Below are 18,169 nucleotides of genomic sequence, written 5' to 3'. Positions count from 1 at the left end.
ATTTCAAATATGCCAGGTTAAATATTAGCAATAGGCTATTTATTTACTTGGCATATTTTTTGCTTGTAATTAATATTGGAAACTATTTTGCGGAGGAGTTGTTATTAAATGAATAATTATATATTTGCTGGATGTGATACAGTTAAATTAGCTGAAAAATATAAAACACCTCTTTATGTAATGTCTGAGGATTATATTAAAGATAGACTGAGGGAGATTAGAGAAGATTTTCTGGATAAGCATCCCAAGACAATGGCGGTATATGCTAGTAAAGCATTTCTAACTAAGGAAATGGCCAGGATTATTAAAAAATCAGCTATAGGAATGGATGTAGTGTCTGGTGGTGAGCTTTACACTGCAATTCAAGTTGAGTTTCCTATGGAAAAAATAATATTCCATGGAAATAATAAAACTATAGATGAACTAGAATTGGCAATAGAAAATAATGTAGGAAGAATAGTTGTAGATCACTTAGAAGAAATGGATATTATTGAAGAGATAGCAAAGAAATATAATAAAAAGGTTCATATACTATTTAGAATAAGTCCGGGTATCGACAGCCATACCCATAAGTATATTCAAACTGGGCAAGTGGATTCTAAATTTGGAATACCTCTAGATGAAAAAACCATAAAGGCAGCAATGGAAAAGGTTTTGAAATTGGAATTCACTGAATTGCTTGGATTCCATTTTCATATTGGGTCACAGATTTCAGATAATGGAAATCATATTAAAGCTATTCAGATAATGATGCAGTTAATGAAAAAAGTAAAAGATGAATATGGATTTATCGTCAAGGAGTTAAACACTGGGGGAGGATATGGTATTCATTATTCTGAAGGTGAGGAAAGAAAACCTTTAGCCTATTTTACAGATTCTATAATAGAAGAGATTGAAGATAGATGTAAAGAATATGAGCTAGAAAGACCTTTAGTAATAATAGAACCAGGTAGATGGGTAGTAGGAGAAGCAGGGATTACAATCTATACAGTAGGAGCTATTAAGGAAATTCCGGGAATACGGACTTATGTTTCAATTGATGGTGGTATGCCCGATAATCCAAGACCCAGCTTGTATGAAGCTAAATACGAGGCTATCGTCATAAATAAGGCGGGAGAGGAATTAACAGATGTAGTGACTGTAGCAGGAAAGTGTTGTGAATCTGGGGATATTTTGATTTGGGATTTGAAAGTACCTAAAGTAGAAACAGGAGATATGCTAGCAGTTCTATCAACAGGAGCATATAATTATTCTATGTCGAGTAACTATAATAGAATCCCAAGACCTGCTGTAGTCATGTTAAGTGAAGGAAAAGACAGGTTAATAGTTAAAAGAGAAAACTATGATGACATATTGAGAAATGATATATAATTGTTATTATATATTGAATATATTTGGAGGAATAAACTATGGAACTTCTGCTACGTGATACCTTTCTTGAGGTTAATCTAGATAATATAATATATAATATGAAAAATATAAAGGAAATGGTTGGAGAAGAAGTAGCTATAGCGGCAGTAGTTAAAGCTAATGGCTATGGTCATGGTGCAGTTGGAGTGGCCCAAGAATTGATGGAAAATGGAGCGGATTATTTAGCTGTAGCAACTCTTACGGAGGCATTAGACCTTAGACGACATTTTTCAGATTACAAGATATTTATTATGGGATTTACTCCAGATAAATATTTGGAACATGTAGTTAAAAATGATATAACTCAAACCATATTTTCATATAGGCAAGCTGAAATTTTAAATGATTATGGCAATAGATATAATAAAATACCTGTTGTTCATATAAAATATGATACAGGATTTAATAGACTGGGATTTAGAGATTCAAAAGAAAACATAGATGAAATCGAAAAAATTTCTAAATTGCCAAACCTAAATGTAGAAGGAATATTTTCTCATTTGGCCCTAGCAAATAAAGAAGAAGATGAGAAACAATATAGAAAGCTCCTAAAGGTCATAGAGAACCTCCAAGAAAGAGGTGTAAAATTTAAATATAATCATATTGAAGATAGTATATCAGCAGTTGATTATCCAGAGTTCAGGATGAATATGATAAGGCCTGGGGCAATTATATATGGTATAAAGGGATTTCACTATGGAACTTTAGATTTAAAACAAGCACTAACATTAAAAACAAAAGTATATAATGTCAGAAAAGTTTCTAAAGGTGAAGGTGTAAGCTACAGTTATGTATGGAAAGCAGAAAGGGATAGTATTATTGGGACTGTTCCCTTTGGATATGCTGATGGATATCCTCGGAATTTAACAGGCAAGGGCTTTGTTACAATTCGTAATCAAAAAGCACCAATAATTGGAATAATCTGCATGGATCAATGTATGGTTGATTTAACTGATATAGAAGAAGTATGTGAAGGCGATGAGGCCATTATATATGGTGACGGAATAAATAATACTCTTGATATCCACAATGCTTCTTTACTAGGAAGTACAAATAAAAATGAGATAATGAGTAGAATTGGTATGCGAGTACCACGGGTCTATATTAAGGATGAAAAAATAGTAAATATAATTAATTATATATAATAAGGAGAGTAATATGGATATAGAAAAAAGGGTTGATGATATTTTTTCCCAATTAATAGACATAAGAAGAGACTTTCATATGCACCCTGAGTTAAGTGAGCAGGAGTATAGAACCTGTGATAGAATTTGCGAGTATCTAAATGAGTGGGGGATCGAGCATGTAAAGGGAGTTGCTGAAACAGGTGTTGTAGCAATAATAAGAGGAAAGAAAGATGGTAAGACTGTAGGTGCTAGAGCAGACATTGATGCATTACCAATAACAGAACTAACTGATATTCCATTTAAATCAGTGAATGAGGGAGTTATGCATGCCTGTGGACATGATATTCATACAGCCATACATCTGGGAGTGGCAAAGATATTGAAAGAAATAGAGGATGAAATCTGTGGAAATGTAAAAATATTTTTTCAACCAGCAGAAGAGACCATAGGCGGAGCAAAAAAGATGATTGAGGAAGGGTATTTAAAGAATCCAGATGTTGAGTATATGTTATCATTACATGTAATGCCTTATTTAGATGCAGGAGAAGTTGAATTTAAATATGGGAAAGTGAATGCAGCTACTAACGAATTCTCTATAAAAATAACTGGTAAATCAAGCCATGCAGCTTATCCTGATCAATCCGTAGATCCTATAGTAACAGCTGGATATATAATTACAGCCTTACAATCCTTAGTAAGCAGGAACATATCGCCTTTAAATTCTGTTGTTTTAACATTGGGCCAAATTAATGGCGGTATAAAAAATAATATAATACCTGGAGAAGTCATTATGTCAGGTACTCTTAGGACAATTGATCCAGATACAAGAGTATTTGCAAAAAATAGGATTAGAGAAATAACAGAGAATACAGCAAAAGCATATGGAGCAGCAGCAATAGTAGAATTTGAAGAGGGCTATCCAGCTCTTATAAATAATGATGAAGTAGTTGATGTTTTGAGGCAAACGGCAGAAAGTATATTGAGCAAGGATAAAGTGAAATTTAAAGAGTTTCCAAGTATGGGTGCAGATGATTTTTCCTTCTTTTTACAAGACACTAAAGGGGCATATTATAATTTGGGATGTGGAAATAAGGATAAAGGCTGGACAGCATCGATTCATAGTGAATGTTTTATGGCAGATGAAAAGTGTATTAGAATAGGTGTCCTTTTACAAACCAAGGCCTTGCTTGAACTGTTGGATATGTTTTAAATAAGTAATATTAAATAGAAAGACCATATATTACTAGAGACAATGAATCTAAACTTATGGGGTAATGGGTTTTGCAATGGGGGGGAAATTCGCCCTAAAGTAAATCCGATGTTTATAAAATGTTGAAAATTAACATATTTATCTAATGGCATATAGTTTGCATATATTCATATATAATTAAATGACCTATGTATATTATATCTGTTAAATTTATTTTAGATTATTTTTTATGTATTACCAGAAAAAAGAAGTATCTTAATAGATAGATTAAAATCTGTCTAAAGGTTATAAATATGATTAGCATTGAAAATATACAATAAAGGAGTGGGAGGATGAAGATTTATATTAGCGTAGATATTGAAGGTATAACTGGAGTGACTAATTGGAATGAAACTGAATTAGGTCATGGAGAATATGCATGGGCAGTTGGTCAGATGACTAAAGAAACTATAGCGGCATGTGAAGCGGCAATAGAAATGGGTGCAAAAGAAATAGTGGTAAAGGATGCTCACGACTCTGGAAGAAATATAGACATATCTAAGCTTCCTAAAGAGGCAAGAGTAATAAGAGGATGGACTTCTTCGCCTGAATCAATGATGGCAGGTATAAATGAAAGTTTTGATGCTACAATTTTTATCGGGTATCATTCAGCTGCTGGAGAAAACGGAAACCCATTGGCTCATACAATGAATTCTAAGAAGGCTACATATGTAAAAATCAATGGAGAATTAGCGTCAGAATTTACGATGAATTCATTGATATCTGCGTATTATGGAGTTCCAGTAGTATTTTTATCAGGAGATAAAAGACTATGTGAAAACTCAAAAAAATTAGTTCCAAATATAGAGACTGTGGCTGTGAAAAGTGGAGAAGGTGGTGCTACCTTCAACATGCATCCAAATTGTGCATGTGAATCTATAAAAAGTGGAGTAAAGGAAGGAATTAAAAATGTTAAAGAATGTAAAATAGAATCTCCAAAAGAGCTGAAGTTGGAAATAAGATTTACAGAGCATCAAGATGCTAATAAAGCAAGATATTATCCAGGAGCTAGACTTATAGACGACCATACAGTGGAATATATAGCAAAGGATATTCAAGAACTGATGACAGCTAGAATGTTTATATTATAATTTTAAATATAACAATGCTACAAGAAATCAGCCTATGATGATATAATTAAGTAACAATATATATCTAAAGGGTGATCAAATGTCTTTAAATTCAGAATCTTATGTTAAAATGTTTACGGATATGATGTCTGAAGGTTTTATAGTAATAGATAATGAGGGCAAAATACAAATCTATAATAATAAGGCTAAGGAAATATTTGGAATAAGTTATGATGGACAAATTAACCATGATAAAGGGAAAATTAATATTGGAGATATAGTTATTATTGGAGATAACTCCATAGGACAGGATGATGGAAAAATGGATTCAGATTCATTAAAGTCCTTGGGGGTAAAGGATAATAACATAGATATGGGAGATTCGATTATTGCCATTGGAGTATTTGGCAAAGATGGAATGGCTAATCCAGTATTTAAGACCTTAAAAAATGGTCATAAGGAAGATGTTTTAAAATTAAAAACAAGTTATTTAGAAGTAGATATAGAAGTTGAAATAGATTTTGTAAATAAGATAATATCTATTAAGGTTAGAGATGAAGAATTCACCTTGAACTACATCAATGCAATAGGACATATGGTGGTTTTAGATGGAGTCACGAAACAGATGAAATTCTACCAATCCCATGGATATACTGCCAGGGGAGAAAGTATCAATGACATATTAAAAGGAAGAGAATACAGGGCAAAAGGAAAGAATACTGAAACATTAGATGTAATCGGAAAAAATATTTTTGAAATACACAAATCAGATTCTATAATCCAACAATTTTTTAATGTAGCTAAAGGAGAAGATATTAGTTATATAGATAAATTTGAAGAAATCAACGGATATCCTACTATGTGTACACTTTTACCTGTGGAGGACAAAAAGCAGAGGATAGGAGCAGCATTAAAGGTAGAAGATATTTCAGAAATAAAAAAGATTATAATGGAAAGAGATAATGCAATTAATCAACTAGAAAAGGCTGAATCTCAACTAAAAGAGGAGAAAGCTCTAAACAAAGCATTTCCTAATTTTGTGGGAGATAGTGAGCAAATTGAATACGTAAAGAGAATGGCACTAAAGGCTTCTAAGACTAATTCGAATGTATTGATATTAGGAGAAAGCGGAACGGGAAAAACAATTCTTGCACAGGCTATTCATCAGAATAGCAAGCTTAAAGACAAGCCTTTTATTCATGTGAATTGTGGTGCAATACCTGAAACATTGTTGGAATCTGAGCTTTTTGGATATGAAAAAGGAGCATTCACAGGTGCACGATCTGAAGGAAAAAAAGGTTTTTTTGAAATAGCGAATGGAGGAACCATATTTTTAGACGAAATCGGAGACATATCTACAAATTTACAAGTAAAATTACTGCAAGTTATTCAAGAAAAATCTTTCTACAGAGTTGGTGGTACAGAAAAAATTACGGTAAATATACGTATCATTGCTGCTACTAATAAAAACCTAGAAGATGAAATGATAAAGGGAAGTTTTAGGGAGGATCTATATTATAGAATAAATGTATTCCCTATTTGGATACCGCCATTGAGGGAAAGAAAGCAAGACATGAATGCATTGATTGAACTAGTGCTTCCAAAAATCTGCAATGAGATAGGCTGTAAATCTAAAAGAATTTCTTCTGAAGCTATTAATCTGATATTAAACTATGATTGGCCTGGAAATGTAAGGGAGTTAGAAAATATTTTAGAAAGAGCTGTCAATTTAGCTGAAGGAAATAACATACTTTCAAAACATATAGCCTTAAAGTTAAATAAAAAAGAGAATAAAAGCGTTGATATAGTTCCATTGAAAGAGTACCTAGAAGAATATGAGAAATCAATTATTGAGAGAACATTATCATTTTATAGAGGAGATAAAAAAAGGGCCATGGAAGCCTTAAAAATAAGTAAAACTACTTTCTATGAAAAAATAAAGAAATATAATATAGAATAAATTTGCCATATGGAAGGAGTTAATATGACAAAGAAAGATATAGCACAAAATAATATAAAACAAATTGAAGGGCTAGTTTTATTAAAAGATTTAGACAATAGTTTTATTATTGAATTAAAATATGCTACAAAAGATAACTTTCTAAAGAAAGTGATGTATCCAGTTCCAGTATGTGCCATAAGAATAGAAACTGGGGAAAAGCTTGTAAAAGCCAATAAGATATTCAAAGAAAGGGGATATACCATTAAGGTATGGGATGCTTATAGACCGATGCATGTGCAAAGAGAATTTTATGAAGCCTGTCCAGATTCTCCTTATGTGGCTAAACCGCCTGAAAGTCCAATTACATCTGGATTTAGGCCACGACACAATAATGGAATGGCAGTAGATATAACCTTAGTAGATGGAAATGGAAAAGAGCTTGAAATGCCTAGTGATTTCGATGATTTTACAGAAAACGCTAAGGTTGCTTCAAACAATATGACGGAAGAAGCACGAAAAAATGTAAATTATCTCCATGAAGTTATGTCAAGTGTTGGATTTAGAACATATGAGAATGAATGGTGGCATTTCGTCGATGGAGTAGAAGAACCCACTCCTTATTTAGATATCCCTCTAGAGATATTTACATTATAAAAGCTATAAAGGAGGTTTTTAAATGAAAATAAAAGAGATACAAGTAGGTCAAATATCAGTACCCCTTAAAAAGCCTTTTAAAACAGCCCTTAGAACAGTTGATAAAATTGAAGATGTTGTAGTTAAGATAATTACTGATACAGGTCATATCGGATACGGAGAGGCTGCACCTACAGCAGTAATTACAGGTGATACAAAAGGATCTATAAAATGTGCTATAGAAGATTATATAGCACCACAAATAATAGGATTAGAAATTGAGAATATAGAAGAGATAATGAACAGGATAGATAGGTCTCTAATTAAGAATACATCTGCCAAAGCTGCTGTCGATATAGCTATATATGATCTTTTTGGTCAACTTCATAAATCACCTCTATATAAGCTTTTAGGGGGATATAAGAAAGAAATAATTTCGGATTTGACAATAAGTGTAAATGATCCGGAGGAAATGGCACAAGATAGTATTGAAGCTGTAAGGAGAGGATATAAGACATTAAAGATAAAGGTCGGACTTGATTCACAAATGGATATAAAAAGGATACAAGCCATAAGAGATGCTGTTGGATATAACGTAGATTTGAGATTAGATGCAAATCAAGGATGGAAACCAAAAGAAGCAGTTATGCTTCTTAGAAAAATGGAAGATAAGGGATTTAATATAGAACTTGTTGAACAACCTGTTTCTGCTAATGATTTAGAAGGATTAAAATATGTTACTCAAAATGTGAACACACCTATATTAGCCGATGAATCTGTATTTTCTCCATTTGATGCAGTAAAGATAATTCAAAATAGAGCAGCGGATTTAATAAATATTAAATTGATGAAAACTGGTGGTATTCATAATGCATTAAAGATATGCTCTGTTGCAGAGATATATGGTGTTGAATGTATGATAGGATGTATGCTGGAAAGCAAGCTAAGTGTTAGTGCGGCAGTCCATTTGGCAGCATCTAAAAGTATAATTACTAAAATTGATTTAGATGGACCAGGATTATGTAAAGAAGATCCAGTTGATGGAGGACCTCAATTCCAAGATTATAAAATTACATTAAATGATGAGTGGGGATTAGGTTTTAAAAATATTGGAAACTTAAGCTTTTAGATTTTGGTTTTAAGAAGTCCTTAAAAACGGAAAAAATTCATATTTCGGGAAAAGGTGGCAGTCGAAGTCGTAATTGCAACTAATTGACCTTAGTGAGACTAATTTACTATTACGTATAATTCTGCCCTTTTAACTGATATTACGTAAATGCGGAAAAGCAAATGAATTGTAGCTAAAATAATCTGATAATTCATATAAGAAAATCTTATCTAAATCTTGCGAATATACTAATATCTCAGTTTGCTTGCTTTCAGATATCTGCTAATTTAAGTGGTATAATATTTGCATTATCTTAATATGTAGTTAGTAAGAAATTGATTTATCTCAATGTAAAAACTATTACTTAATCGATAATTTCATAGCTTAATAGGAAGGAGGAAAGTTTTACTAAAGGCTACATAAATTTTTAAAAATTAGAGGGGGAGTAAGATGAAAAGGTTAATAGCTTTAATGTTGGCAATAATGATGATTTTGGCAGGATGTTCAAAACCAAATACAAAGGATACTTCGTCAGATGATCCGTCCAAAACACCTGATAAAGCAGCAAAGCCTCAAGAATACTCAACGGTTTATTCAGGAGAAATCACTACATTAAATTACTTAGTGACCGCAAATCAGAATGAATTCGCTTTAGCGGCTAATTTTGTAGATAACTTAATTGACTATGACAGATATGGGGTTCCAATACCTGGTCTAGCAACTGAATGGGAGAGTTCAGAAGATGGAATAATTTGGACTCTAAAGATTCGCCAAGGAGTGAAATGGGTTACTCATGAGGGGAAGGAGTATGCAGAAGTTAAAGCTAAGGACTTTGTAGATGCTGCAAAGTACCTACTAGACCCAAATAATGAATCTCTAACAGCAAATATATTCTATAGTGTAATTAAAAATGCAGAAGAGTATTACAATGGTGAAATAGATGATTTTGAACAAGTAGGAGTAAAAGCAGTAGATGATTACACATTAGAATATACTCTTAAACAAAATACACCATATTTCTTATCGATGCTTAACTATATTTGTTTCTTGCCTGTTAATGGAGATTTCCTAGCAGAGGTAGGAGATAGATTTGGAACAGATAATACTAATATTCTATATAATGGGGCCTATGTAATGGAAACCTTTGAGCCGCAGACTAGAAGAATTCTTGTAAAAAATCAGCAATACTGGGATAAGGACAACATATTCATAGATAAAATAAAGGAGACCTATAACCAAGAATCTGCAACATTAGCACCAGAGCTATTTTTACGTGGAGAAGTTGATTATGCTGATATACCTGCTTCTTTGGTAGAAGAATGGATGAAAGATCCAGCTAAAAAAGATTCAGTTAGACCAAATAGAACAGGATTCTATACTTATTTTTATGCGTTAAATTTTGATCCTAAATTCGATGCAGAGTATGAACCAGATAACTGGAAAATTGCTGTAAACAATGTAAACTTCCGTAAATCATTATTCCATGGATTAGATAGGAAATCTGCCATGATAACATCAGAACCTTATAATCCAGAGCAAAGGTTATCAAATACTATTACGCCAAAGAGTTTTGTTGACTTAGATGGAGTAGATTATACTGAGCTAGAAGGTCTAAAAGAGTTTGCAAATACTGATTCATTCAATGAAGAATTGGCAAAGCAATATAGAGATAAAGCTATGGAAGAATTAAAGGGAAAAGCAAAATTTCCAATAATAGTATATATGCCATATAACTCAGGGGGAACTGAATTGGCAAATAGAGTACAGGTTATAGAACAGCAAATGGAGAATCTACTAGGAAAGGATTATATTGATATCCAAATAGATCCAAAACCACCTACAAACTTCTTATCAGAAGTAAGACGTTCAGGAAAATATGCATTTTTAGAGTGTAACTGGGGACCTGACTATGCAGATCCTGAAACATACACAGATCCATTTACTCCTGGTGCAAATTATAACTTCCCAGAATTTGTTGAAGGTTATAATGATGACAATGGAGAGAAGACCTATACTAACTTAACAAATAAAGCCAAGGCAGAGGTTATGGACATTAAAAAGCGCTATGAATTATTTGCTGAAGCAGAAGCATTTTTAATCAAAGAAGCCTTTGTTATTCCTTATGCACTTGGTGGGGGAGGATATGCAGCTGGTAGATTAAATCCGTTCGAATCTCAGTATTCACCATTTGGAGTATCATCAAACAGATATAAGGGACAGCATATCATGGAGAAACCTATGAATACAGAAGAATATAAGGCAGCACTTGAAACTTGGGAGAAAGAACGTGCCGAGGCATTAAAGAACAGTAAATAAGAATTCAAAGACCTAAGGGTTATTAACTGATAATCCTTAGGTCTGAAAATTAATATACTATAGCTTAATGAAAAGTAAGAGATTAATTGACTTTTCTTGAGATTTAATATAGTTGACTTACAGAGAAGAGAGGGAAAAAAATGCTAAAGTATTCTATTAAGAGGCTATTACAATCTTTGCTTACCCTATTTATCATAGTTACCATAGTATTTCTTCTTATGCGGTTATTGCCTGAGGAAGGATATTTCGGAACTTCCTATGAAAAGCTAGATGAACAACAAAGAGAAGCTATATTAACCAGTATGGGACTTAGGGACCCTATACATAAACAATTAATTAATTTTTATAAGAATATATTAACTGGTAATCTAGGGCAATCTATTACCTTTAGACCTAAGGTACCCGTTGCAGACATAATAAAGGATAAGGTGCCGTATTCCTTATACTTTGGATTGGCAGCTATAGGAATATCTTTGCTTGTTGGAGTCACGCTGGGAATAGCTATGGCCAGAAACAAAAATAAATTTTGGGATAAGTTAGGAACAGGCTATGTAGTATTTATAAGAGCAGTGCCTGCTGCTGTATATTTTCTTTTCTTACAATTATATGTAACGGGAGTTTTTAAGATCCCAATGTTATTTGATGTAGATAAACCTAAAACATGGATATTACCTGCTATATCTATGTCCCTAGGAGGAATAGCCAGTTATGCAATGTGGATGAGAAGATATATGGTAGATGAGCTTAACAAAGATTATGTCAAATTAGCTAGAGCTAAAGGATTAAAAAGCAAGCCCATAATGGTAAAACACATATTTCGCAACGCCTTTGTTCCCATGGCACAATATTTACCGGCTTCCATATTGTTTACAATAGCAGGCTCAATCTATATAGAATCTTTATATTCAATTCCAGGAATGGGAGGACTTTTGGTAGAGGTCATTAAAAGGCAAGATAACACCTTAGTTCAGGCTCTTGTAATCATATATTCATCAATAGGTATAGTAGGGCTATTTTTAGGAGATTTACTCATGGCCTTATTTGATCCTCGTATAAATTTACAGAGAAAAGGGGGCGCTAGATAATGAGTAAAGGTACAGTAGATAAATTAACAAATGCTATAAATGAAGATTTATTTCAATTTGTGGAATATAATGAAGAAGATGCTAAACGCGGAGGATATTCAAACTATTCATATTGGCGCTCTACTTGGCAGGTTTTCATAAAGAATAAAACAGCGGTCTTTCTATTAATTTTGATGTCTGTATTATTAGCATTTACATTAATTCAGCCTTATTTGCCTAATCAGAAATCACCTACCGAAATTCATATAAATCCTGAAACAAAGCTTCCGCTTAAAAACAATCCTCCTGATTCAGAATTTTGGTTTGGAACTAATTCAATTGGTCAGGATCTTTGGTCACGTATATGGAGTGGTTCAAGAACCTCATTGCTTATAGGTATAATAGTTGGGCTTTGGGAGGCCGTTATAGGAATTACCATAGGTGCAATGTGGGGTTATATAAGATGGCTAGATAGACCAATGACTGAGATATATAATGTGATCAACAATATTCCTAAAACTATAATACTGGTTCTAATGACTTATATAATGAAACCTAGTCTATATACTATGATTATTGCCATGGGGCTGACATCATGGATAGATATGGCAAGATTTGTAAGGAATCTGACAGTTATTATTAGAGACAGGGAGTATAATCTAGCATCAAAATGTTTAGGGACTCCTACAAGAAGAATAATAGCTAGAAATTTACTTCCTTACTTAGTTTCAGTAATTATGCTGACGGTCGCATTGTCTATCCCACAGACTATAGGCTATGAAGTATTTTTGACTTATATAGGGCTAGGATTACCTGTTAGTATTCCATCACTAGGTAATCTTATTAATGAGGGAAGACTTCTTATAATGAATGCATCACAAAGGTATCAATTAATATTTCCTTCAATAGTTATTTCTATAATAACCATCTCATTTTACATGATGGGAAATGTTTTTTCTGATGCAGCAGACCCTAAAAACCACGTATAGGAGGTGTACTATGGAAAATAAAAAAGTCATATTATCTGTAAAAGATTTAGTAATTAAATTTAGACTAAGGGGAGACGTATTAACAGCTATAAGAGAAGCCTCTTTAGACTTGTATGAAGGAGAAAGTTTAGCCATAGTAGGGGAATCGGGATCGGGAAAATCAGTTTTCACTAAGAGTTTTATGGGATTACTAGATGGTAATGGTTGGATAGATTCTGGAAGCATAACCTTTGAAGGAGAGGAAATATCAAATTATAAAACAGAAAATGATTGGATTAAAATTAGAGGGAAAAAAATTGCTATGGTCTTTCAAGATCCTATGACTTCCTTAAATCCTTTAAAAACTGTTGGCAAACAAGTGCAGGAGGCTGTTGAATTACATCAAGGTTTAAAAAAAGAAGAAGCAAGAAAGAAAGTAATTGAATTATTATCTGATGTTGGCATTACTGAACCTGAAAAAAGATATAAACAATACCCCCATGAGTTTTCAGGAGGTATGAGACAGAGAGTAGTTATAGCCATAGCTATAGCTTGTAATCCAAAGGTTTTAATATGTGATGAACCAACTACAGCCCTAGATGTAACAATACAAGCTCAAATTTTAAATCTGTTAAAAAACCTTAAAGAAAAATATCAATTAACTACAATATATATTACCCATGATTTGGGGGTTGTAGCTGATGTTGCAGATAGAGTAGCAGTTATGTATGCTGGTGATATAGTTGAGATAGGTCAATGTGAAGAAGTGTTCTACAATGGGCAGCATCCATATACATGGGCGCTATTATCTTCACTTCCACAACTTGGAGTAAAAGGAGAGGATTTATTCTCCATAAAAGGAACTCCGCCAAACTTATTCTATGAGATAAAAGGTGATGCTTTTGCACCTAGGAATCCTAGAGCACTGAAGATAGATTTCGTTGAAAAGCCACCGTATTTTGATGTAAGTCCTACACATAAGGCAAAGACATGGCTGCTAGATCCTCGTGCACCAGAAGTTAATCCGCCTGAGTCCATAAAAATACTAAGACAACAATGGGGGGTCATGAACAATGCCTAATAACCAAAAGGAAGTCTTACTAGAAGTAAAAAACTTAAGGGTAGAATTTGGAAGGAGAAAGAAGAATAAATTTGTAGCTGTAAAGGATGTAAACTTCAATATCTATAGGGGAGAGACCTTTGGATTAGTTGGAGAGTCTGGTTCAGGAAAAACTACAATAGGGAGAGCTATTATTCGCCTGAATGAAACAGCAGGTGGAGAAATTATATTTAAGGGAAAAAAGATCAATGGAAAAATAGATAAAGAACTAGATAGAGAAATAACTAAAAAAATTCAAATGATATTTCAAGATCCAATGGCATCACTAAACGAGAGAGCCAAAGTAGATTATATAGTATCAGAGGGTCTATATAATTTAAAAAATTATAAAAATGAGGAAGAAAGAAAAGAAAAAGTAGAAAAGGCACTTCTTGATGTTGGATTATTACCTGAGTTTTTAAGCCGGTTCCCTCACGAGTTTTCAGGGGGACAAAGACAGAGAATAGGGGTTGCAAGGGCTGTAGTAATTGAGCCAGAGCTAATAATTGCAGATGAGCCTATATCTGCCTTGGATGTTTCTATTCGTGCTCAAGTATTAAATTTAATGTCAGAATTACAAAGGAGTAAAGGATTAACGTATCTATTCATTGCCCATGATTTGTCTGTAGTAAGATTTATAACAGATAGAGTAGCTGTAATTTATAAAGGGCAAATAGTAGAAATGGCTGAAACTGAAAAACTTTATAAAAATCCTCTTCACCCTTATACTAGATCTTTATTTTCAGCAATTCCATTGCCTGATCCAAGACGACAAAGATCAAAAGTATTAGAAATTTATGACCCTAGTTGTCATGATTATGAAAATATGCCTCCAAAGTGGGTTGAGATAGAACCTGAACATTTTGTTCTGGGAAATGAAAGAGAGATAGAAGAATACATGAAAGCATTAAATAAATAGAATCTTAAAGCTTTAATTAAAGCAGATGATTTTATTACAGGGGGAATCCATATGTTTAGGAAAAAAATTTTTGTATTGATGGGGGTTATATTACTAATGTGTGGATGCAGCGATTCGACTAAAACAAAAGAAATATCTTATGATGGAAACTTGATTGTCAATAGAGTAGACGATTTTAGAGAAGGAGAAAACGAAAATACTAAAATAAATGACGAAGGTGAAATCATTTTAGAAGATTCATCTCTTCAAGGAAAATATATTTCACCTATAATGGCCACAGAAAAATTTAATGAATTAGTAGCTTCTTGGAATGTAGATACACCAGAAGAAACTGAAATAGAACTATTTGTTAAAGCAAAGATAGAAGATCAGTGGACCATGTGGTTTTCCTATGGGAAATGGTCTCAAGAAGGAACTAGGGGAAGTATTGAAGATCAAATTGATAAAACGGCAAAGATGTCAATCGATACATTAGAGATACTTTGGGGCAAAGATGCAGATGCTATTAGATATAGCGTAGAATTAACACGTAAGGATTCTAGCGTGCCTAGTCCAAAAATAAGAAATATATTTTTAGCTTTAAAGCCTAGGGATGAAGTAGAAAAAGTCTCTGCTTTAGATAAGGATTATTTAATAGAATTAAATGTGCCAGAAAGATCTCAAATGGTAGTTCCAGAAATAGGCAATGTAATATGCAGCCCTACATCTGTATCTATGGTATTGGAATACTATGGATACGATATAGACGCTGAAGAAGTAGCAGAAAATGTTTTAGATAAAAAAGAAAATATCTATGGGAATTGGTCCTTTAATGCTGCCTACGGAGGAACAAAGTGTAAATACTCATATGTAGCTCGTTTTACATCAATTAATGATATAAAAGAGAAAATATCAAAAGGTATTCCCGTTATAGCTTCTATAAAAACAAAATCAGAAAATACATTAATTGGGGCTCCTCAAACTTATCCAAGTGGACACTTATTAGTAGTAAGGGGATTTACGGTAAAAGATGGAGAAGAATACGTTATCGTAAATGATCCAGCAGCCCCAGAGGTAGATACCGTACGCAGGGAATACAAAGTATCAGGATTTGAGAAGGCATGGAATAAAATAGTATATATTTTAAGTCCGGAATTAAATTGAAAAAATCATCAAAGCCTCAAAAGTTGAATTGCTTTTAAGTAATAGACTTAGAGGCTTTTCCCCCGTTATTATAAACAAGAGGTGACGAAAATGATAAAAGAAATTGTTATGGAAGAGCTAAAGTTAGCAGAAGAAAAGGTTTCAATTATAATAAAAGACTTAACTAATGATCAATGGATATTAAAATATGATGAAAATAGAACTTTTCCATCTGCTAGTATAATAAAAATTCTTATAATGGCAGAAGCACTAGAGCGTGTTGAGAAAGGAGAATTTGACCTAGAACAAAAAATAAAGGTTAGAGAATGTGATAGAGTTGAATATAGCCTCGTATCTGAATTAAAATTAGAAGAATATCCATTAATAGATTTAATTACTTTGATGATAATCCTTAGTGACAATACAGCTACTAATATTTTAATAGAATTATTAGGATATGAAAGAATCAATGAAATGGCAAAAAAAATAGGTTGTAATGATACAATTCTAAGAAGAAAGATGATGGACTTTGAAGCAGCAAAAGAGGGTAGAGAAAATATGACTAGTCCTATGGACATAGCAATACTTATGGAAAAGATATATAATAAATCTATTATTAGTCCTGAAATGTGTGAACTTATGATACATATTTTAAGCAGACAAAAACATAGAAATATGCTGCCAAGATATATTTTAGATGAGGTAGTTATAGCTCATAAGACTGGGGAATTAAGTGGATTAAATCACGATATAGGAATATTTTATTTAGAAAATATACATTATCTAATAGGGATTTTTACAACAGATGGAAAAGATGATTTAGTGGGAAAAAGGACTATAGGAAAAATCTCTAAATTGGTATATGATAACTTATCAAAGGTTAAGTAAAAAAATATATTATGAGGTGATAAATTTGCAAAGGTTAGGGATTTTAAACAAAACCGTAGTCCCTATTAATCTACATCCGAAATTTGATAGTGAAATGGCTGATGAAGGTTTATATGGAATGGTTATAAAAGTTTTAGAAGATATGGGAGAGGGTTGGTATTATATTGAAACTCACTATAATTATTGTGGCTATGTTCACCAATCAAATATAATTATAGATGATATTCGGTCAAAAGAATGGATGAATGAGGCGAAAAGTATAATCACTCATTCAGTAGTTGATGTAATGCCTGAGGCAAGCTATAAGGGTTATGTAAAAGAATTTTTAACTAGAGGTGCCATAGTTATAGTTACTGGAAATGAAAAAGATGGCTGGACAGAGATTAAATTAGCCGATCATAGGACTGGATGGGTTAGGACAAGTTTCGTAGGAGATAGAATAATTTCTTATAATAAAGATGATGAAAATCAGTTAAGAGATAAATTAGTCAAAACAGCTATGCTATACTTAGGTACACAATATAGATGGGGTGGCAAAAGTCCTCTGGGGTTAGATTGCTCGGGATTATGCTCTATATCTTATATGTTAAATGGAATCATAATATATAGGGATGCTGAAAGAAAAGATGAATATATGAGAAAAATAACTTTAGATGAAATAAAACCTGGAGATCTTTTATTTTTTCCAGGTCACGTAGCAATGTATATAGGAAATGACAGATATATACATTCAAGCTCAAGTTTGAATGGCGTTAATATTAATAGCCTAAATTCTAGTGATATGGATTATAAAGAGGATTTGGCAAAAACCATAACAGATATAGGCACAATTTTTTAAAAACCATAGAAATCTTAGCCTTTTAGTTATAGCTTTCTTAATAATTTTCAAAAAAGCTTCTTAAATTTAAGAAGCTTTTTTATTTGTTACAAATTTAAAGGATTTTGTTATAATAGAAAGAGTCATCTAAAGATTTAAAATTCCATATTTTCGGATTATAGTTCTGTTTATCGTACTGATAAAATTTTATTTAAATATAAATTAAAAACACTTATAACATGAGAAAAATGTCGAATTATTGTAAAAATACAAACTTGTTTCCTAGAAATAGGAAATGTAGGTTCAAAGATATCTAAAAATCAAGGTTATAGTTATGGCATATTAATTGCATTGTATATACATGGCAATTAAATATAAACAAGGCTCTGTAAACTAAATATGAAAAAATAGTACAATATCTTCATAGAATTGCTCTA

15 protein-coding genes are annotated in these 18,169 nt (G+C 32.6%); all 15 read left to right on the top strand.

The window, feature by feature from the left end:
• Positions 1 to 108: 108 nt before the first annotated feature.
• A complete protein-coding gene (gene lysA, locus RDK80_RS10330) occupies positions 109 to 1,371 on the top strand; it encodes a diaminopimelate decarboxylase (RefSeq protein ID WP_308524226.1) in 1,263 nt (420 codons plus the stop codon).
• A 38-nt stretch (positions 1,372 to 1,409) separates the two neighbouring features.
• The gene (alr, locus tag RDK80_RS10325; RefSeq protein WP_308524225.1) at positions 1,410 to 2,555 is read left to right on the top strand and encodes an alanine racemase; all 1,146 of its coding nucleotides are present in this window, start codon (positions 1,410 to 1,412) and stop codon (positions 2,553 to 2,555) included.
• Between the two features lie 13 nt (positions 2,556 to 2,568).
• Positions 2,569 to 3,747: a M20 family metallopeptidase gene (locus RDK80_RS10320; protein WP_308524224.1), complete on the top strand. Its 1,179-nt coding sequence runs from the start codon at positions 2,569 to 2,571 to the stop codon at positions 3,745 to 3,747.
• 332 nt (positions 3,748 to 4,079) lie between these two features.
• On the top strand, positions 4,080 to 4,877 hold the full coding sequence (locus tag RDK80_RS10315; RefSeq protein WP_308524223.1) for a M55 family metallopeptidase: 798 nt from the start codon (positions 4,080 to 4,082) through the stop codon (positions 4,875 to 4,877).
• Between the two features lie 79 nt (positions 4,878 to 4,956).
• Positions 4,957 to 6,816: a sigma 54-interacting transcriptional regulator gene (locus RDK80_RS10310; RefSeq protein WP_308524222.1), complete on the top strand. Its 1,860-nt coding sequence runs from the start codon at positions 4,957 to 4,959 to the stop codon at positions 6,814 to 6,816.
• Between the two features lie 24 nt (positions 6,817 to 6,840).
• Positions 6,841 to 7,452: a M15 family metallopeptidase gene (locus RDK80_RS10305; protein WP_308524221.1), complete on the top strand. Its 612-nt coding sequence runs from the start codon at positions 6,841 to 6,843 to the stop codon at positions 7,450 to 7,452.
• 22 nt (positions 7,453 to 7,474) lie between these two features.
• A complete protein-coding gene (locus tag RDK80_RS10300; RefSeq protein ID WP_308524220.1) occupies positions 7,475 to 8,560 on the top strand; it encodes a dipeptide epimerase in 1,086 nt (361 codons plus the stop codon).
• A 429-nt stretch (positions 8,561 to 8,989) separates the two neighbouring features.
• Complete coding sequence (locus tag RDK80_RS10295) at positions 8,990 to 10,855, top strand: peptide ABC transporter substrate-binding protein (RefSeq protein ID WP_094904104.1); 1,866 nt, start codon at positions 8,990 to 8,992, stop codon at positions 10,853 to 10,855.
• A gap of 140 nt (positions 10,856 to 10,995) precedes the next feature.
• Positions 10,996 to 11,940 (top strand): ABC transporter permease, encoded by a 945-nt coding sequence (locus RDK80_RS10290; protein ID WP_094904103.1) that lies wholly within the window; start codon positions 10,996 to 10,998, stop codon positions 11,938 to 11,940.
• Positions 11,940 to 12,908, top strand: a complete 969-nt coding sequence (locus RDK80_RS10285; RefSeq protein ID WP_094904102.1) for an ABC transporter permease — start codon at positions 11,940 to 11,942, stop codon at positions 12,906 to 12,908. The genes RDK80_RS10290 and RDK80_RS10285 overlap by 1 nt, the downstream gene beginning before the upstream one ends.
• A gap of 10 nt (positions 12,909 to 12,918) precedes the next feature.
• A complete protein-coding gene (locus RDK80_RS10280) occupies positions 12,919 to 13,968 on the top strand; it encodes an ABC transporter ATP-binding protein (protein ID WP_094904101.1) in 1,050 nt (349 codons plus the stop codon).
• Entirely contained in the window at positions 13,961 to 14,905 is a 945-nt protein-coding gene (locus RDK80_RS10275; RefSeq protein ID WP_094904100.1) for an ATP-binding cassette domain-containing protein, read from the top strand. Before RDK80_RS10280 ends, RDK80_RS10275 begins: the two co-directional genes overlap by 8 nt.
• A gap of 51 nt (positions 14,906 to 14,956) precedes the next feature.
• Positions 14,957 to 16,048, top strand: a complete 1,092-nt coding sequence (locus tag RDK80_RS10270) for a peptidase C39 family protein (RefSeq protein ID WP_308524219.1) — start codon at positions 14,957 to 14,959, stop codon at positions 16,046 to 16,048.
• 90 nt (positions 16,049 to 16,138) lie between these two features.
• Positions 16,139 to 16,915, top strand: coding sequence for a serine hydrolase (locus tag RDK80_RS10265; protein WP_308524218.1), 777 nt, complete (start codon positions 16,139 to 16,141; stop codon positions 16,913 to 16,915).
• A gap of 25 nt (positions 16,916 to 16,940) precedes the next feature.
• Positions 16,941 to 17,753, top strand: a complete 813-nt coding sequence (locus tag RDK80_RS10260) for an SH3 domain-containing C40 family peptidase (RefSeq protein WP_158220182.1) — start codon at positions 16,941 to 16,943, stop codon at positions 17,751 to 17,753.
• The last annotated feature ends 416 nt before the right edge of the window (positions 17,754 to 18,169 follow it).

The sequence above is a fragment of the uncultured Tissierella sp. genome, from assembly GCF_902479755.1.
GTDB classification, from domain to species: Bacteria; Bacillota; Clostridia; order Tissierellales; family Tissierellaceae; genus Tissierella; species Tissierella carlieri.
The sequence above is the reverse complement of the archived record's forward strand: the minus strand, read 5'-3'. Positions and strand labels throughout refer to the sequence as shown.